Origin of the sequence: Anaerobacillus arseniciselenatis (assembly GCF_001865995.1) — a bacterium.
GTDB lineage: Bacteria > Bacillota > Bacilli > Bacillales > Anaerobacillaceae > Anaerobacillus > Anaerobacillus arseniciselenatis.
This window is the reverse complement of the sequence record NZ_MLQQ01000005.1, coordinates 1-16,373: the sequence shown is the minus strand read 5'-3', so window position 1 is coordinate 16,373 and position 16,373 is coordinate 1. Positions and strand designations below refer to the sequence as shown.

Here is a 16,373-nt window from a genome sequence, read left to right as displayed (position 1 = left end):
TATAGCTTTATGTGTAAAAAGAATGCTCGGTCGCTTTTCTTGATCGAGCCTCTAAAAGTCGATAGAAGTTTAAAGCGAAGCGAGAGAAAAGCGACCGACATTTTCCATGTTAATTGATGACTTTACACCGTCACTGGCGTTTTGAATAAAAAATGATCTCAAGATTGAATTAATTTATAGAATGGAGTACGCATCTTTATGATCAAAGGAATTGGCATTGATATTGTAGAATTAAAAAGAATTGAAGCTGCTATACATAGACATAAAAGCTTTGTAGACAGAATTTTAACTAATAAAGAGCAAAGCTATTTTCATAAGTTATCTGAAACAAGAAAGGTGGAGTTTCTAGCTGGACGTTTTGCTGCTAAAGAAGCCTTTGCGAAAGCTGTAGGATCAGGCATTGGCAAAAATTTATCATGGCAGGACGTTGAAATCATACCTGATGAAAACGGCAAGCCGATACTGAAGTGTAATACAGAAGTTGGCCAAATTCACCTTTCAATTTCTCACAGCAAAGAATATGCCGTGGCGAATGTCGTTATTGAGAGTTGTGAGTGAAGAGTGTTGAGTTTTGAGTTATTTGTGGGTTAAACTTCCAGGAGATTTCCGGAAATTTAGCATAGATAACTAAGGAGTTGTGGTTGGTTATATTCCTTATAGTTGTAAATTTCTTCGTAAGTGGTGTATTGTCGAGCGTAAAACCCTTCAATAAACTACATAATAATGCTTTCAACCAACTCGAAGTCACCAGCAACCATCGAAGTTCAACTCAAAACTCAAAACAAATCATCAAAGCTTAACCCAAGCAACTCAAAACTCAAAACTCAAAACTCAACACTCAAAATTCAAAACTCAAAACTAAATTTTTTACACGCTTGTCATGCTAGTCTGCATATTGTGTGGGACAGTCTCATATAGTGGTAGTGCGGATAGGAGGGAACTATTTTGAATGTGGTAACGGGTGAGGAAATGCACCAAATCGATCGCTATGCCATTGAAGAAATCGGGTTAAAAGAAGAATTACTAATGGAAAACGCAGGTCTTGCTTTTGTTAATTGTATATTACCATTGTTAGAAAAGAAAACAGATCGAGTAGCTGTACTCATTGGTGTTGGAAATAACGGTGGTGATGGTTTTGTTATTTCTAGGTCTTTGTTAGAAAAGGGATACCAAGTTGATGTTTGGCTAATTCCTCCTTTAGAAAAGGTAAAAGGCACGGCAAAATACCATATGGAAGTGTTCGCAAAGTGTGGCTATCAAATATTAAATTTTGAAAACTTCACATATGAACATTTTTTAGAAAAGTTAACTAGCTGCACGTACTTGATTGATGCGTTGCTCGGAACAGGAATTCGTGGTTCGTTACGTTCACCGTATAAGGAGATTATCCCGGCGGTGAATAAGTTAGATCGTACCGTAATTTCTGTCGATCTACCGAGTGGATTGCCTTCAAGTGAAGTTTGTGAGGTAGAAGAGGCGATTAAAGCAACTTATACTGTCACACTTCAATGTCCGAAACTTAGTGCTTTTACGTATCCAGCTAGAGAGTATTATGGTGAACTTTCGGTTGTGGATATAGGCATTCCTAGGCTAGCCATTAACGAGATTTCTAACGAACGCTTCTTATGGACAGAAAAAGATGTAAAACGTACGTTGCCGGTAAGAAAGCCATCATCACATAAGGGAAGTCATGGAAAAGCGCTGATTATTGCCGGCTCAAAAACGATGACTGGGGCACCAGTTTTAACGACAAAAGCATGCCACCGCTTAGGTGCTGGGCTAGTTACATTAGCGATACCTGATGTAGCTCATGAAGTTGTTGCAAGTCAAATCATTGAAGCGACTTTTCACCTTTGTTCATCAAAAAATGGTGAGATTAATGATACCCATCTTTCTGATAAGCAACTAAAAGACAGGTACGATGCGATTGCAGTAGGGCCAGGGATTGGTAGAAATAATACCGGTAGCTTTTTAAAAACACTATTAACGGATTTTCAAAAGCCGATCATCATTGATGCAGATGGACTTTATTATTTAAAGCGTTACATTTCAACGTTACGAACACGAGGAGGGGCCACCATTTTAACCCCTCACTCGGGAGAATTTGCTTTCTTAATAAATGAGAGTATCAAAACGGTTGAAGAAAATCGGTTTTCTCTTTCTAAGCAGTTTGCGATGCAACACGGTGTCTACCTTCTGTTGAAAGGTCCTAATACGATTGTTACAACACCAACTGGAAATCAGTTTATTAATCCAACTGGAAACAGTGCTCTTGCAAAAGGTGGTTCTGGTGATGTGCTCACTGGAATGGTGTTAGCTTTAGTGATGCAACAACAAGATTTACAACCTGCCATTAGTAATGCTGCATTTCTTCATGGTAAAGCAGCGGATATCTTAACTAGTCACGGTTTTAGTCCGTTAAGCGTTCTCGCTTCTGATTTAGTTGAGATTATGCCACAAGTTTTGGATCGATTTTAACCGTTATCGCAACTACCGATAGAATTCCCTCCTTTGTCGTCTAAATGAGACAAAGGGGTTGAGAATGGATGAAAAAAACAATTGCACTTATGTTCTCGTTCATATTACTTCTAGGGGTGTTGACAGCTTGCGGCGAGAAAACACAGGAAGATATCATCGAAGAGCTTGGGAATAAAATAAAAGACATGTCTGGCTATAAAGCTGAGGCAATGATGACATTAGAGACAGGAAAAGAGCCTCAACAGTACGAGGTAGAAATTTGGCATATGCAACCGAGCTATTATCGTGTCGCTTTAAACAATGCTCAAAAAGAACAAAGCCAAATTATCTTAAGAAATGATGAAGGGGTATTCGTTTTAACACCTGCTTTAAATAAAAGCTTTCGTTTCCAAAGTGACTGGCCAGAAAACAACAGCCAAGTATACTTATACGAATCTATTGTCAATGACATTTTAATGGATCCTGAAAGAACGTTTACAGCAACAGATGATTATTATATTTTCCAAACAAAAACAAACTACACAAATAAAAACTTACAACAGCAAGAAATCACACTTAGCAAAAAAGACTTAACGCCTGTATCAGTAAAAATTATGGATGTTGAGTTAAAAGTGTTAGTAACGGTTGATTTCAAAGACTTTAAGTTAAATGCTAGCTTTAACGACGGCGACTTTGACATGGATCGCAATATGACTGGGGCACAATTAGAAAGTCTTCCGGCGATGGCAGGAGAAAGTGACGAGCCACTAACGCCACTGTTCCCGATGTATGTTCCAGATGGAACAATGTTAAATGAATCAGAAGAAGTAGACATTGAAGATGGTAAGCGAATTGTCTTATCATACACAGGTGATAAAAACTTCACACTAATTCAACAACGAAGTCGAGTAAGGCAAGCGAGCACACCGATGCACATTACTGATGGTGAGCCTGTTGATTTAGGTTTTACCATTGGTGCGCTATCTAGCGATGGGCAAGTAAGTTCAGTAAATTGGTCTTATGAAGGAGTCGACTTCTTCTTAGCTTCACAAGATATGAGTACGGAAGAGATGATGTCGATCGCAAAATCAGTCTACGGTACACAAGTGAAATAATTAAACTAGCAACTATAGACCCCAAGTTTAGCTTTGGGGTCTGTTTTTTTACTGTCTAGGTACAGCGCTTAGCTTCTCGAGCGTTTTGGTCCATCAAGATTAAACTTAACGTATCCTGTGAAAAAATTAACAGTTCTTATTTTGCACTTCTTTATTGACAATCGGTATCAGGGCATTATGATTATCATATATATATGAAGTTTAGTTCGTGGGAAAAGGAGTGCCCTTTGTTGGAAAACTTGAATTTATTTTATCGGGATACGTGGGTAGAGATCGATCTTGATGCGATAGAAATTAACGTTAAAAATATAAAAAAGGCGCTGCCAGAAGATGTAAAAGTTATGGCGGCGGTGAAAGCGAATGGTTATGGTCACGGAGCTGTTCATGTTGCAAAAACGGCATTGGATGCTGGAGCACATTATTTAGGAGTTGCTATTTTAGATGAAGCAATTGCTTTAAGAAAACAAGGTATCAATGCTCCGATTTTAGTTCTTGGTTGGGTGAGACCAAGTGATATCAATTTTGCTGCCCAAAACAATATCGCTTTAACGATTTTTCAAGAAGAATGGTTAAAAGAAGCGAAACAATACCTTCAATCAGACCTTATTTGTTCGTTTCATTTGAAAATTGACACTGGGATGGGTAGGATTGGAATAAGATCGAAAAATGAAGGAAAAGCTGTTATTGATTGCATAAAAAATGATCAACAATTTGTGTTGGAAGGTGTATATACGCATTTTGCGACAGCTGATGAAAAAGGTTTAGACTACTTTCATATGCAGTATAATCGTTTTCTCGATATGCTTGAATGGTTGAAGGATAATGATGTAGAAGTACCTTACATTCACTGTGGAAATAGTGCAGCGACGATCCGTTTTCCTTCGAAAATGTTTACGATGGCAAGAGTAGGGATTTCCATGTATGGTCTAACTCCATCTAAGGAGATTGAAGATGAAATTCCCTTTTCGTTGAAACAGGCATTTTCACTTAAAAGCAAAATAATTCATGTGAAAGAAATTAGTAGTAATGAAGGAATTAGTTATGGGGCAACCTATAAAGCAGAGGGTCAAGAATGGATTGCGACAATCCCGGTTGGTTATGCAGATGGCTGGCTTCGTCAAAACAGCAATAATGGCTATGTCCTTGTCGATGGTCAAAGGGCACCAATCGTTGGTAGGGTATGTATGGATCAAATGATGGTAAAGTTGGATAAGAAGGTTGCTATCGGGACCGAGGCAACTTTGATTGGAAAACAAAACGGTGAGATGATCTCCGTTGATGAGGTAGCTACTCGCCTCGGGACGATCAATTACGAAATACCATGCATGATTAGTTATCGTGTGCCGCGAGTTTTTATGAAGAATGGGGAAATTATTACAATTAACAACGAAGTTTTTTAAAAAAAGCTTGAATTAGCAGGAATGAAACACAATTTTGGCGAATATTTATCGTGAGAGAAACAAGATAGGTCTTTGCAAAACGGTAAAGGTAATGCTATGATTAATGATGGATATAATTAAAATTGAGTTGTAGGTGTACGTTGGAGGTGTTTTTGTGTCTGATAACACAAAGAGAATCACGGTAAGCTTACCACAACATTTATTAAATGAGGTTGATGGCTTGATCAAACGAGAAAATGTAAACCGAAGTGAATTTATTCACCAAGCTACAAAAGCATATCTTCGTGAGAAAAAGAAGCGGCAAATCAGAGAAACGATGCAACAAGGTTACATGGAAATGGCCAAAATTAATTTAAATATTGCTTCAGAAGCTTTTCTTGCTGAGGAGGAAGCTGAACACACACTAGACCGCCTAGTTAGTGGGGTGTAGATTTTGATTGTAAAACGTGGCGACGTTTATTTTGCTGACCTCTCACCAGTTGTTGGTTCGGAGCAAGGGGGAGTAAGGCCTGTCCTCATCATTCAAAATGATATCGGAAATCGTTTTAGCCCAACAGTCATCGTCGCAGCAATTACAGCTCAGATCCAGAAGGCGAAACTACCAACACATGTAGAAATTAGTGCAAAGCGTTATGGTTTTGATCGCGATTCGGTAATCTTATTAGAGCAAGTTCGTACGATTGATAAGCAACGTCTGACAGATAAAATCACTCACCTTGATGAGGATATGATGACGAGAGTGAATGAGGCGTTACAAATTAGTCTAGGACTTATTGATTTTTAGCGTTCAAAGCAATAAATGCATACGAATGATAAGGAAAGTTGCTAAAGATAAAAGAGCAACTTTTTTTATTTGTTTGAAACTAAAGTCAGATTTTTCTGATAAAATAAAAATAGACGAGAGAAATTGAGTATTTATCAAATTTGATACATGTGTCTAAAGTAGTCAAGTAATATAGAAATCGCCAATTTCTTTGCATCAAACTAGCATAAATGAAATAATAATAGAAACAGTTTGAGAGGAGAGAAAAAAATGAAGCCTTCTGTTGCGAAGCTTATTGAAACAAAGAGGGAAATTATTAGTGAAGATTGGTTAAAGAAAGTTGAGGAAGTAAGAAGGGAACATCATTTAGAGAATATCTCTGATCACGTATATACGAATACGAATAAAGAATTTGTTGAAATTATTTTAAATGCTGTCGGTCAGGGGCAAGAATCTTGTGATGAGCAATTGAGCGGATTTACAGAAAGACTGATCCAACTCGGATGGCCGTTGTCGTATTTAACGAGAGGTTTGCAAACATTTAGAAAAGTGATTTTAGATACATTATTTGAAGATCAAGAAGGTAAAGGAGATTTCGAGATTTATTATGAAGTTGAGAGTTGGGTAGATGAAATTGTTAATACGTTAGTAAATGAATACTCTGGTTCTTGGGAGAACACTGTATTTTTACAAAAGATGGCGTTAAAAGAATTGTCAGCCCCGCTCATTCCAGTATTTGAACATATTAGTGTGATGCCTCTTATTGGAACGATCGATACAGAAAGAGCAAAGTTAATTATGGAAAACTTATTAAATGGAGTTATTGAGCACCGCTCACAAGTTGTACTTATTGATATAACGGGAGTTCCGGTCGTTGACACGATGGTAGCTAACCATATTATTCAAGCATCTGAAGCGGTTCGGTTAGTAGGTGCGGATTGCATTTTAGTAGGCATTCGACCAGAAATTGCTCAAACGATTGTTAACTTAGGGATTGATTTATCGAAATTCCCAACGAAAAGTACGTTGAAAAAAGGGATCGCTAGTGCCTTAGAAATGACTCAAAAAAAGATTGTTAAGATAGAAAACTAGTGAAGGAGAGGTAAGAATGAGAATACCTATTTTGAAATTAAAAGAATATTTACTAGTTTCTGTTCAAATTGAACTAGATGATCAAACGGCGTTACAATTTCAAGAAGATATTTTGAATAAAATACATGAAGAAGGATCTCGCGGTGTCGTGATCGATCTTACGTCGGTCGATTTTATCGATTCGTTTATTGCGAAAGTGTTAGGTGACGTTGTTGATATGTCCAATTTAATGGGGGCAAAGGTTGTCTTAACGGGCATTCAACCAGCGGTCGCGATTACTCTAGTTGATATGGGGATTTTAATGCACGGAGTTCCTACCGCTCTTGATTTAGAACAAGGCTTGGAAAAATTACAACAGGAACTGGAGGGATAGAGATGTCCCAAACCTGTGTCGAAGTTAGAAGTGAATGGAGCATTGTTGCTGCAAGACAAGCTGGTAGGACGATCGCCAAGGAAGTTGGCTTCGGGTCTGTTGATCAAGCAAGAATTACGACGGCGATTTCAGAGCTTGCTAGAAATATATATTTATATGCTAAAGTCGGTGAAATCTGTATCGAAAAAGTCGTCGAAGCTAATAAAGTAGGAGTGAAAGTTTCTGCTTCTGATAACGGTCCAGGAATAAAGGACTTACGAAGAGTTATGGAAGATGGATATACAACATCAGGTGGGTTAGGAGCAGGGTTACCTGGTGTGAAGCGGCTAATGGATGAATTTCTTATCGACTCTAAAGAAGGTGAAGGCACGAAAATTCACGCGGTGAAATGGCTCCGTTAGAAAGGGGAGGAGTATGGAGAAAACCGACGTTAGTTTACAGGAAATGTATAAATCGATTCTTGAAGGGTATTTGCATACAGGTAGTGAGCACGCCTTATACGAAGCTCAACAGTTTTCTAGACAATTAATAAAGGAAAATATGACACCTGAGGAAATGGTCAATCTTCATGTAGTTGTAGCCCGGGAGTTGATTCCGGATTTGCCTTCAGAAGTGTTGGAGGCGAATGATTTTCTTCTAGAAGTAATGGTTGGGTACGGTTTAGCTTATAGGGAACACCAAAGTTTAAGAGATCGTCAACAGCAGTTGGAATCCGAATTAGCTGTTGCTGCCCAAATGCAACAAGAACTACTTCCGAAGCGTATCCCTAAAAGCCCGGTATTAGACATTGGCATTAAAACAGTTGCCGCAGATGTTGTGAGTGGGGATTATTATCATTTTATTGAAGACGGCAATGACCATATTGGTATAGCGGTAGCCGATATCATCGGAAAAGGGGTTCCTGCTGCATTAAGCATGTCGATGATTAAGTACGCCATCGACAGCTTGCCGGAACAACGCTTGCAACCAAGTGCGTTACTTGAAAATTTAAATAGAGTTGTCGAACAAAATATCAGTTCGAATATGTTTATAACGATGATTTATGGCTCATATGATTTAAAAGAGCATAAATTTCAGTATTCAGGGGCGGGGCACGAGCCCGGATTTTATTACAATCACAGCTCCAGGCAGTTTGTTGATTTAAATACAAAGGGCCTAGTTCTTGGTGTAATGAAGAAAGCGGTATTTAAAGAGTATGAACAAAAATTGTCTCCTGGAGATTTAATCATTCTTCTTTCAGATGGAGTAACTGAATGTAGAGCGGAAAGTGGCTTTATCGAAAGAAGTGAACTTACGGAAATTATTCGTAAGTATGAGCATTTATCAGCACAAGAAATTGTTGAAAATGTATATTCTGAATTAGAGCAATTCCAGAACTTTCAATTACAAGATGATTTTACATTAATGATTTTAAGACGAGAAGTTTAAAACATTAAACCTTGTGGTATATAAAAAGTGTGAATGAGGAGGGTAATAATGAATTTAGAAATTAATCACATTGAAAAAGAAGGAAAAGAATATTTGTTTCTTCAAGGAGAAATTGATGTTTATACATCCGAAAAACTTAAACAGACTTTACTTCCTTTAACGGCGCAAAAAGGGAATGAAGTGATCGTCAATTTTTCCGATGTTAATTATATTGACAGTACTGGTTTAGGGATTTTTATTGGCGCTTTAAAATCAACACATAACCATGAAAGTTCTATGAAACTGACTGGGATGGCTGAGCGAGTTAGAAGACTTTTTAATATTACTGGGTTGGATGAAATTATTGACATCGAAGATAGTGAGAGGGAGGAAGCGAAGTGAATCAAACATCGGATTTTATTGAGATGAAAGTACCGGCAAAACCTGAATATGTTGGTGTTATTCGCTTAACGATATCTGGGATCGCTAATCGATTAGGGTACACGTATGATGACATTGAAGACATCAAAATTGCAGTTGTCGAAGCGTGTACGAATGTAGTCAACCACGCCTATGAGGCTGAGGAAGGTCAAATGACGATTGGTTGTGGTGTTTATGAAGATCGGTTAGAGGTTATGGTTGCAGACCGTGGACAAAGTGCGTCTGTTGATGTGTTAAAGGATAATGTAGGCCCTATTAGCACGGATAAACCTGTGACTCAGTTAAAAGAGGGTGGTCTAGGATTATTTCTCATTGATACATTAATGGATAAGGTAGAAATAAATAATGATAATGGCGTGATCATCATTATGACGAAGTTTCTACAAAGAGGTGAGGTGGAACAGAATGCCGGAGGGATCTCAGCAACAACCACTGATCGACAATAGTGTAGAAGATTTAATTATTGAATTTCAACAAACGAAATCGGAAGAGGTTCAAACGCAACTTGTAAAAAAATACGAAGGTTTAGTCCATACGTTAGCTAAAAAGTTTTCCAAAGGTAGAGAGTATGATGATGATTTAATCCAAGTAGGAATGATTGGGCTTTTAGCGGCATTAAGAAGGTTTGATCCGACATTTGGGAGAAGTTTTGAATCTTATGCAGTGCCGACAATTATCGGAGAAATAAAAAGATATTTACGAGATAAAACGTGGAGTGTTCATGTTCCGAGGAGAATAAAAGAACTTGGACCTAAAATTAAAAATGCTGTAGAGAAATTAACGACGGAATTACAACGCTCCCCAAAAGTAGCTGAGATTGCAAGTTTTTTGGGTGTGTCTGAAGAAGAAGTGTTAGAGACGATGGAGATGTCGAAAAGCTATCAGGCTCTATCTGTAGATCGTTCAATTGAAGCTGATCAAGAAGGTGGAGCGGTAACATTATTAGATTTAGTTGGCGCCACTGACACGGGGTATGAAAAGACAGATCAGCAACTGTTAATTGAAAAAGCATTTTCGGTATTAACAGACAGGGAAAAACAAATCTTATATTGTACTTTCTATGAAGAGCTAAGCCAAAAGGAAACCGGTGAAAAACTGGGGATTTCGCAAATGCACGTCTCACGCTTACAAAGAAAAGCTTTAGAAAAACTAAAAGAATCGTTACCGGTAAAGTCTTCGGAGTGTTTATGATATGATTGAATCAAAACTATATAATTATGTAGAAATTGCTTCCTTTCAAGAAGCAAAAAACAATAATGCTTGGTGTGGAGATGCCTTTTTTTGTATTGAAACAGATGAATACTTTATTTGTGCAATTTCGGATGGTCTCGGTAGTGGTCAATTAGCGCATAATGCTTCACAATTAGTGATTTCATATATTAGAGAAAATCATCATGAGCCACTTGTTTTTTTAATGGATCGCTGTAATGAATTGTTACTAAATAAACGAGGCGTCGTGCTGTCGATTGTAAAAGTTGATTTTATTAATAAAGAAATTATTTATAGTAATACGGGGAATATTAATTGTATTTTTTATACAACTAACGGCATTTTGACTAGGACGATACCGAAGCGAGGTTTTCTTTGCGGGAGGAAATCATCATTTACTACCCAGTGCATTCCCTATGATAAGGGAATGAGGTTTGTTCTTTTTACTGATGGTATTGAATTACCTACCTCATTGCATGATGTAATTGCTAAAGAAGTTCCGGTTTCACGTGTAATTGACTTTGTGAAAGAAAGAGCAACGCTAAAAGAAGACGATATCACCTTTTTGGTCGGAGATATTTTAGATTAGAAATACTCAAACAAAGATGTGCTAATGCATTGTCTTGACGGTTTTGTATGAAAAAATGTGGATGATTTCGTGAACGAGCTTCTGAGATTCGCCAGAAGTTGCTCCTGCGTGTACTCGTCGCAAAGCCTCACGATGCCTATGCTAAGAAGCGTGACATGATGTGATTGAGGTCAGTAGCTTCACCGCGAAGAGAAGGAAATCATCCGCCTTTTCCATATTAGATTGAGACGAGTAAATCGTCACCATGGTTTTGTATGTAAGACGGCTTATTAGTAAGTCGTCTTTATTTTTACTGTAAGAAACTATAAAATAGATACCGTGCTTAAAGTTTTATAAGGGAAAGTGTCGTACCTAAAGGGGTTTTAATTCTTATAGTTGTGTTTACACTTTTCATAGATATTGAAGGAAGATGGTGTTTGTTAAATGGAAGAGAAAAGACAAAGTATGTTACAGCTACTTAGTAAAGAAACATCTTTTTCGAGTAAAGTTATTCAAAATGTTGTTTCATTAATTGAAGAAGGAAATACGGTTCCGTTCATTGCGAGGTACCGAAAAGAGTTAACGGGCTCTCTCGATGAAGTGCAAATTAGAACGATCGTCGACAGATGGACATACATAAACAATTTAGAAACGAGAAAAGAAGAAGTTGTTCGTCTTATACAAGAGCAAGATAAGCTAACAGAAGAACTTCACGGCAAAATTTTAAAAGCAACAAAGCTTCAAGAAGTGGAAGATTTATACCGGCCGTATAAACAAAAGCGCCGAACTCGTGCTACTGTAGCTAAGGAAAAAGGGCTAGAGCCTTTAGCGCAATGGTTGATCTCATTTCCGAGTGAGGGGGATGTTGAGAAAGTAGCTAGTGAATATATCTCCGAAGAAAAAGAAGTAAATTCAGTTGAAGATGCGCTTTCAGGTGCGAAAGATATAATTGCAGAATGGATTTCTGATGACCCTGAAATTCGCCAAAAAGTTCGTCATATGACGTTTAAAGAAGGTAGGCTCTCATCTTCAGTTAAAGATAAAGAAAAAGATGAAAAAGGCGTCTTTGAAATGTATTACGAATATGAAGAACACGTTGGAAAGATCGTTCCTCATCGAATTTTAGCGCTTAATCGTGGAGAAAAAGAAGGGGTAATAAAAGTTTCTCTGTTACCTCCATTAGACAAAATTATTAGTCTTATTGGCAGAAAGTATATTAAACAGTCAAGTTCACCGGTAACTTCTCATATTGAAGAGGCAGTGGGTGACAGTTATAAACGGCTAATTGAACCTTCGATTGAACGTGAAATTCGTAAGGAACTATCGGAAAAAGCAGAGGACCAAGCAATACATATTTTTTCAGAAAACCTACGAAATTTATTGTTACAACCGCCTTTAAAAGGAAGAGTAGTATTAGGAGTAGACCCTGCTTATCGAACAGGTTGTAAGTTAGCGGTCGTAGATGAAACAGGGAAAGTTCTTCACATAGCCGTGATTTATCCTACTCCACCGAAAAATGAAATTGAAAAAGGGAAGCAGGCCGTCCTTGAATTAATTAAGAAATTTGACATTGAAGTAGTAGCGGTCGGAAATGGCACGGCATCAAGGGAAACAGAACAATTCATAGCGAATGTAATTAAAGAAGTAGAAAAAGAAGTTTATTACTTAATTGTTAATGAAGCGGGAGCGAGTGTATATTCTGCTTCGCCATTAGGGAGAGAAGAATTCCCTGACTTACAAGTTGAAGAGCGCAGTGCAATTTCGATTGCAAGAAGGTTACAAGATCCTTTGGCAGAATTAGTGAAGATTGATCCGAAATCGGTAGGGGTAGGGCAATACCAACATGATGTGACTCAATCGAAACTGAATGATCAATTAACATTTGTCGTTGAGACTGTTGTAAACCAAGTAGGTGTGAATGTAAATACGGCGTCAAGTTCGCTTTTACAATATGTTTCAGGATTATCTAAGACGGTTGCTAATAATATAGTGAAGAAACGTGAAGAGGAAGGGAAGTTTTCAAATCGATCGCAACTAAAGAAAATTCCACGCTTAGGTGCAAAAACGTATGAGCAATGTATCGGTTTCTTAAGAGTAATAGATGGTGCTGAACCATTAGACCAAACTGGAATTCACCCTGAAAGCTACAAAGAAACGAAAAAGATATTAAAGGAAGTAGGAGCATCTACAGAACAGATCGGTTCAGATGAGTTAAGTGAAAAGCTAAAACAATTGAATGTACGGGAAATGGCCGAGGAGTTAGGAATCGGGGTGCCGACATTGCAAGATATTATTGACGCCCTTATCCGTCCTAGACGTGACCCGCGTGATGAAGTGGCAACGCCATTACTGAAAAAAGATGTATTACAGTTAGAAGATTTACAAACTGGAATGGAACTTCAAGGGACAATCCGTAATGTTGTCGACTTTGGGGCATTTGTCGATATCGGGGTTAAGCAAGACGGACTTGTCCATATTTCGAAACTAACAAATCGTTTTGTTAAACATCCGATGGAAGTCGTTTCAGTGGGAGATGTTGTAACAGTTTGGGTAGATTCCGTTGATATTAAAAAGCAGCGAATTGCTTTAACCATGCTTCAACCAGAAAAGCAATTATCATAACGTTAATTGGTTGTAATTGCCCGTGACTTCACTTTGTGATGTATAGTCACGGGCGCTTTAGTTATAAAGCAATTTTGTGTGTATTTATTTTGTTCGTTTTTTTGAAACCTCTTCTGGTTCATACCTCCGATAATAGTAGTACCAGCATTGATTTAAAAGACGAATTTGGTGTAGGTTTTTCTCGCGAAAAGCATTTTTAAGTTGTTTTTGCAGCCAGTCAGGCATCGGAAGTCCCCCTTTCTTCTTTGGTATGGTTTGATTTTTTAATTAATAATCCAACGCTTCGGTTATTGTTTTTGATTTTTGGAATTTGTTTCGGATTTTTGAGGTTAAATGTTCGAGATGTTAGGGTTAGTTAAGTAGAGTGTTTTAGCTTTTATAGAAAAATATAATTGTGTTAGTATGATTAGTATATGAAGGAATGGTTGTCATTGTTGAACGTTTTTTATAAGTTATTGGTTATGCTTTACAAGTTAAAGAGAAAAAGTATTTTGGTTAGTAATACACTGTATAGCTAAGAGGTTCTGATAGAGGTACTGATATTGCATAATGTAAATTCAATAATTGAAAGCAAAAATAAGGAGATCTATTTTTATGAAGGATCACGAATTACAAAAACTAGTTGAAGAAATTTCGTTAAACTTCTTTAACTTACCCTTTAAACATAATGCTAAATTTAATGGCAGGCTAAGAACTACTGGGGGGAGGTACTTGCTGGGCTCTCATGATATAGAGATTAACCCCAAGCAATTACACTATCACGGTGTTGATGCTTTGGTCGGCATTGTTAAGCATGAATTATGTCATTACCATCTTCATATTCAAAAACGTGGGTATCGTCATATAGATAAAGACTTTCAACAACTATTGGCCAAAGTAGGTGGCACGAAATACTGTGATGTTATTCCGGGCCAAAGGCGAGAAAGTAAAACATTACATGTATATAGTTGTACTTCGTGTGGTACACAGTTTAATAGGAAAAGAGCTATTGATACGAACAGATATGTTTGTGGTAAGTGTAAAGGGAAAATAAGGAAAGTGAAAACTCTCAAAAAAAGTTGACTCTGAAAAATGGATGTGTTAAATTATAAAAGTCGCCAAAACGAGTTGAGCACAATGTTGCTAAATTTCGAGGCTGAAAAACTTATTGACAAAATTAATAAAACAAGTTAGACTTATCTAAGTCGAAACAGAATATTCCACAGTAGCTCAGTGGTAGAGCAATCGGCTGTTAACCGATCGGTCGTAGGTTCGAGTCCTACCTGTGGAGCCAATTTTGGAGAAGTACTCAAGTGGCTGAAGAGGTGCCCCTGCTAAGGGTATAGGTCGTGTAAGCGGCGCGAGGGTTCAAATCCCTCCTTCTCCGCCATTTATTTTGGCCCGTTGGTCAAGTGGTTAAGACACCGCCCTTTCACGGCGGTAACACGGGTTCGAATCCCGTACGGGTCACCACTTAAATTTTCATTAAGTAGATTTGAAAAGAAAGTGACGCAATACTCATAAGTGTAAAATGGAGGATTAGCTCAGCTGGGAGAGCACCTGCCTTACAAGCAGGGGGTCGGCGGTTCGATCCCGTCATCCTCCACCATTAAATATGCGGACCCGTGGTGTAGTGGTTAACATGCCTGCCTGTCACGCAGGAGATCGCCGGTTCGACCCCGGTCGGGTCCGCCATATATACAATAAAAAATGCGGGTGTGGCGGAATTGGCAGACGCGCTAGACTTAGGATCTAGTGTCTTTGACGTGGGGGTTCGAGTCCCTTCACCCGCACCATTTTTTATTTTCAAAAGTTTTTTGAGGTCTTCATTGTCTACTGTTTATATAATGCGGTCGTGGCGGAATGGCAGACGCGCTAGCTTGAGGGGCTAGTGGGGGTTACCCCGTGGAGGTTCGAGTCCTCTCGGCCGCACCAAGATACAACATGCGCCCTTAGCTCAGCTGGATAGAGTGTTTGACTACGAATCAAAAGGTCGGGAGTTCGAATCTCTCAGGGCGCGCTCTTAATTTCATTACTATATCGGGAAGTGGCTCAGCTTGGTAGAGCACCTGGTTTGGGACCAGGGGGTCGCAGGTTCAAATCCTGTCTTCCCGACCATTGTTGTAATTAAATGCGGGTGTAGTTTAGTGGTAAAACAAGAGCCTTCCAAGCTCTGGTCGTGAGTTCGATTCTCATCACCCGCTCCAAGTTTATTGTTGGACAAGCAATATTATATGGGCCTATAGCTCAGCTGGTTAGAGCGCACGCCTGATAAGCGTGAGGTCGGTGGTTCGAGTCCACTTAGGCCCACCATCTTAAAATAAAAGTGTTGACTTATTTATTTTAAAGATGTTATACTGATCAAGTCGCTTAAATGGTGACAAAATAATTTAAAAAAATGTTGTTGACGCGAGAAAGTTATTCTGATATAATAAAGTTCTTGTTGCAAAAAACAACGAGGGAATTTAGAAGCAAAAAGGTCGAGGAACCAAATAAGGTGAACGATGGAAGCTTTTAAATTACCTGATCGTCCTTTGAAAACTGAACACACAGCCAAGCGAATTAAAGAGATAGTAATATCTCGTCAATGAATTTTTATTTTTTTTGAGCTATATCAAACACTTTTATGGAGAGTTTGATCCTGGCTCAGGACGAACGCTGGCGGCGTGCCTAATACATGCAAGTCGAGCGGAGTTTTAAAAGCTTGCTTTTAAAACTTAGCGGCGGACGGGTGAGTAACACGTGGGCAACCTGCCCTGTAGACTGGGATAACTTCGGGAAACCGAAGCTAATACCGGATAATCTTTGGAACTTCATGGTTCTAAAGTAAAAGTTGGGTTTACCTAACACTACGGGATGGGCCCGCGGCGCATTAGCTAGTTGGTAAGGTAACGGCTTACCAAGGCGACGATGCGTAGCCGACCTGAGAGGGTGATCGGCCACACTG

17 protein-coding genes, 11 tRNA genes and 1 rRNA gene are annotated in these 16,373 nt (G+C 38.5%); 28 read left to right on the top strand and 1 reads right to left on the bottom strand.

From position 1 onward, the window contains the following. Window positions 1-198: 198 nt before the first annotated feature. From acpS to BKP35_RS05880, 15 genes are all read left to right on the top strand, one after another. Window positions 199-558, top strand: coding sequence for a holo-ACP synthase (gene acpS / locus BKP35_RS05950; protein WP_071312470.1), 360 nt, complete (start codon window positions 199-201; stop codon window positions 556-558). Between the two features lie 393 nt (window positions 559-951). Next, window positions 952-2,478 carry an NAD(P)H-hydrate dehydratase gene (locus tag BKP35_RS05945; protein ID WP_337959634.1) on the top strand — a complete coding sequence of 509 codons (1,527 nt, stop codon included), beginning with the start codon at window positions 952-954 and terminating at the stop codon, window positions 2,476-2,478. 68 nt (window positions 2,479-2,546) lie between these two features. Further along, the gene (locus BKP35_RS05940) at window positions 2,547-3,572 is read left to right on the top strand and encodes a LolA family protein (protein WP_071312468.1); all 1,026 of its coding nucleotides are present in this window, start codon (window positions 2,547-2,549) and stop codon (window positions 3,570-3,572) included. Between the two features lie 239 nt (window positions 3,573-3,811). Further along, window positions 3,812-4,972, top strand: coding sequence for an alanine racemase (alr, locus tag BKP35_RS05935; protein WP_245741888.1), 1,161 nt, complete (start codon window positions 3,812-3,814; stop codon window positions 4,970-4,972). Window positions 4,973-5,126: 154 nt separating this feature from the next. Beyond that, on the top strand, window positions 5,127-5,402 hold the full coding sequence (locus BKP35_RS05930) for a CopG family ribbon-helix-helix protein (RefSeq protein ID WP_169819149.1): 276 nt from the start codon (window positions 5,127-5,129) through the stop codon (window positions 5,400-5,402). Window positions 5,403-5,405: 3 nt separating this feature from the next. Further along, a complete protein-coding gene (locus BKP35_RS05925) occupies window positions 5,406-5,756 on the top strand; it encodes a type II toxin-antitoxin system PemK/MazF family toxin (RefSeq protein WP_071312465.1) in 351 nt (116 codons plus the stop codon). A 249-nt stretch (window positions 5,757-6,005) separates the two neighbouring features. Next, window positions 6,006-6,827 (top strand): RsbT co-antagonist protein RsbRA, encoded by an 822-nt coding sequence (locus BKP35_RS05920; protein WP_071312464.1) that lies wholly within the window; start codon window positions 6,006-6,008, stop codon window positions 6,825-6,827. Between the two features lie 16 nt (window positions 6,828-6,843). Next, the gene (locus BKP35_RS05915; protein WP_071312463.1) at window positions 6,844-7,200 is read left to right on the top strand and encodes an STAS domain-containing protein; all 357 of its coding nucleotides are present in this window, start codon (window positions 6,844-6,846) and stop codon (window positions 7,198-7,200) included. A 2-nt stretch (window positions 7,201-7,202) separates the two neighbouring features. After that, on the top strand, window positions 7,203-7,601 hold the full coding sequence (locus BKP35_RS05910) for an anti-sigma regulatory factor (protein WP_071312462.1): 399 nt from the start codon (window positions 7,203-7,205) through the stop codon (window positions 7,599-7,601). Window positions 7,602-7,614: 13 nt separating this feature from the next. Next, complete coding sequence (locus BKP35_RS05905; RefSeq protein WP_071312461.1) at window positions 7,615-8,628, top strand: PP2C family protein-serine/threonine phosphatase; 1,014 nt, start codon at window positions 7,615-7,617, stop codon at window positions 8,626-8,628. Between the two features lie 48 nt (window positions 8,629-8,676). Beyond that, on the top strand, window positions 8,677-9,009 hold the full coding sequence (locus BKP35_RS05900) for an STAS domain-containing protein (RefSeq protein ID WP_071312460.1): 333 nt from the start codon (window positions 8,677-8,679) through the stop codon (window positions 9,007-9,009). Between the two features lie 23 nt (window positions 9,010-9,032). Then, window positions 9,033-9,494: an anti-sigma B factor RsbW gene (gene rsbW, locus BKP35_RS05895; protein ID WP_071312537.1), complete on the top strand. Its 462-nt coding sequence runs from the start codon at window positions 9,033-9,035 to the stop codon at window positions 9,492-9,494. Next, window positions 9,454-10,239, top strand: a complete 786-nt coding sequence (gene sigB, locus BKP35_RS05890) for an RNA polymerase sigma factor SigB (RefSeq protein WP_071312459.1) — start codon at window positions 9,454-9,456, stop codon at window positions 10,237-10,239. The genes rsbW and sigB overlap by 41 nt, the downstream gene beginning before the upstream one ends. Window position 10,240: 1 nt before the next feature. Then, a complete protein-coding gene (locus tag BKP35_RS05885; protein WP_071312458.1) occupies window positions 10,241-10,846 on the top strand; it encodes a SpoIIE family protein phosphatase in 606 nt (201 codons plus the stop codon). 423 nt (window positions 10,847-11,269) lie between these two features. Next, complete coding sequence (locus BKP35_RS05880; protein ID WP_071312457.1) at window positions 11,270-13,447, top strand: Tex family protein; 2,178 nt, start codon at window positions 11,270-11,272, stop codon at window positions 13,445-13,447. Between the two features lie 84 nt (window positions 13,448-13,531). On the opposite strand, the gene cmpA is transcribed toward BKP35_RS05880, so the two are convergent. Next, window positions 13,532-13,672 carry a cortex morphogenetic protein CmpA gene (gene cmpA, locus BKP35_RS19130; protein ID WP_139192812.1) on the bottom strand — a complete coding sequence of 47 codons (141 nt, stop codon included), beginning with the start codon at window positions 13,670-13,672 and terminating at the stop codon, window positions 13,532-13,534. A gap of 369 nt (window positions 13,673-14,041) precedes the next feature. On the opposite strand from cmpA, the gene BKP35_RS05875 reads away from it, so the two are divergent. The 13 genes from BKP35_RS05875 to BKP35_RS05815 form a co-directional block, all read left to right on the top strand. Further along, a complete protein-coding gene (locus tag BKP35_RS05875) occupies window positions 14,042-14,509 on the top strand; it encodes a SprT family protein (protein ID WP_071312456.1) in 468 nt (155 codons plus the stop codon). 136 nt (window positions 14,510-14,645) lie between these two features. After that, window positions 14,646-14,720: transfer RNA gene (locus BKP35_RS05870), tRNA-Asn, on the top strand. Between the two features lie 5 nt (window positions 14,721-14,725). Continuing rightward, window positions 14,726-14,816: transfer RNA gene (locus tag BKP35_RS05865), tRNA-Ser, on the top strand. Between the two features lie 8 nt (window positions 14,817-14,824). Beyond that, window positions 14,825-14,899, top strand: a tRNA-Glu gene (locus BKP35_RS05860). A 60-nt stretch (window positions 14,900-14,959) separates the two neighbouring features. Then, window positions 14,960-15,035 (top strand) — tRNA-Val (locus tag BKP35_RS05855). Between the two features lie 10 nt (window positions 15,036-15,045). Further along, window positions 15,046-15,121: transfer RNA gene (locus BKP35_RS05850), tRNA-Asp, on the top strand. A gap of 17 nt (window positions 15,122-15,138) precedes the next feature. Then, window positions 15,139-15,222: transfer RNA gene (locus tag BKP35_RS05845), tRNA-Leu, on the top strand. A gap of 53 nt (window positions 15,223-15,275) precedes the next feature. Next, window positions 15,276-15,361 (top strand) — tRNA-Leu (locus BKP35_RS05840). An 11-nt stretch (window positions 15,362-15,372) separates the two neighbouring features. Further along, window positions 15,373-15,446, top strand: a tRNA-Arg gene (locus BKP35_RS05835). 21 nt (window positions 15,447-15,467) lie between these two features. Beyond that, window positions 15,468-15,544: transfer RNA gene (locus BKP35_RS05830), tRNA-Pro, on the top strand. A 15-nt stretch (window positions 15,545-15,559) separates the two neighbouring features. Beyond that, window positions 15,560-15,633 (top strand) — tRNA-Gly (locus BKP35_RS05825). 29 nt (window positions 15,634-15,662) lie between these two features. Next, window positions 15,663-15,739: transfer RNA gene (locus BKP35_RS05820), tRNA-Ile, on the top strand. Window positions 15,740-16,049: 310 nt separating this feature from the next. Then, window positions 16,050-16,373 (top strand): 16S ribosomal RNA (locus BKP35_RS05815); the annotation flags it as partial.

Coding starts and splice junctions, on each gene's coding strand:
- BKP35_RS05900 (WP_071312460.1), top strand. CDS start 8,677: ATGAATTTAGAAATTAATCACATTGAAAAAGAAGGAAAAGAATATTTG.
- BKP35_RS05875 (WP_071312456.1), top strand. CDS start 14,042: ATGAAGGATCACGAATTACAAAAACTAGTTGAAGAAATTTCGTTAAAC.
- acpS (WP_071312470.1), top strand. CDS start 199: ATGATCAAAGGAATTGGCATTGATATTGTAGAATTAAAAAGAATTGAA.
- BKP35_RS05905 (WP_071312461.1), top strand. CDS start 7,615: ATGGAGAAAACCGACGTTAGTTTACAGGAAATGTATAAATCGATTCTT.
- cmpA (WP_139192812.1), bottom strand. CDS start 13,672: ATGCCTGACTGGCTGCAAAAACAACTTAAAAATGCTTTTCGCGAGAAA.
- BKP35_RS05910 (WP_071312462.1), top strand. CDS start 7,203: ATGTCCCAAACCTGTGTCGAAGTTAGAAGTGAATGGAGCATTGTTGCT.
- BKP35_RS05885 (WP_071312458.1), top strand. CDS start 10,241: ATGATTGAATCAAAACTATATAATTATGTAGAAATTGCTTCCTTTCAA.
- BKP35_RS05920 (WP_071312464.1), top strand. CDS start 6,006: ATGAAGCCTTCTGTTGCGAAGCTTATTGAAACAAAGAGGGAAATTATT.
- BKP35_RS05940 (WP_071312468.1), top strand. CDS start 2,547: ATGAAAAAAACAATTGCACTTATGTTCTCGTTCATATTACTTCTAGGG.
- BKP35_RS05915 (WP_071312463.1), top strand. CDS start 6,844: ATGAGAATACCTATTTTGAAATTAAAAGAATATTTACTAGTTTCTGTT.
- sigB (WP_071312459.1), top strand. CDS start 9,454: ATGCCGGAGGGATCTCAGCAACAACCACTGATCGACAATAGTGTAGAA.
- rsbW (WP_071312537.1), top strand. CDS start 9,033: ATGAAAGTACCGGCAAAACCTGAATATGTTGGTGTTATTCGCTTAACG.
- BKP35_RS05880 (WP_071312457.1), top strand. CDS start 11,270: ATGGAAGAGAAAAGACAAAGTATGTTACAGCTACTTAGTAAAGAAACA.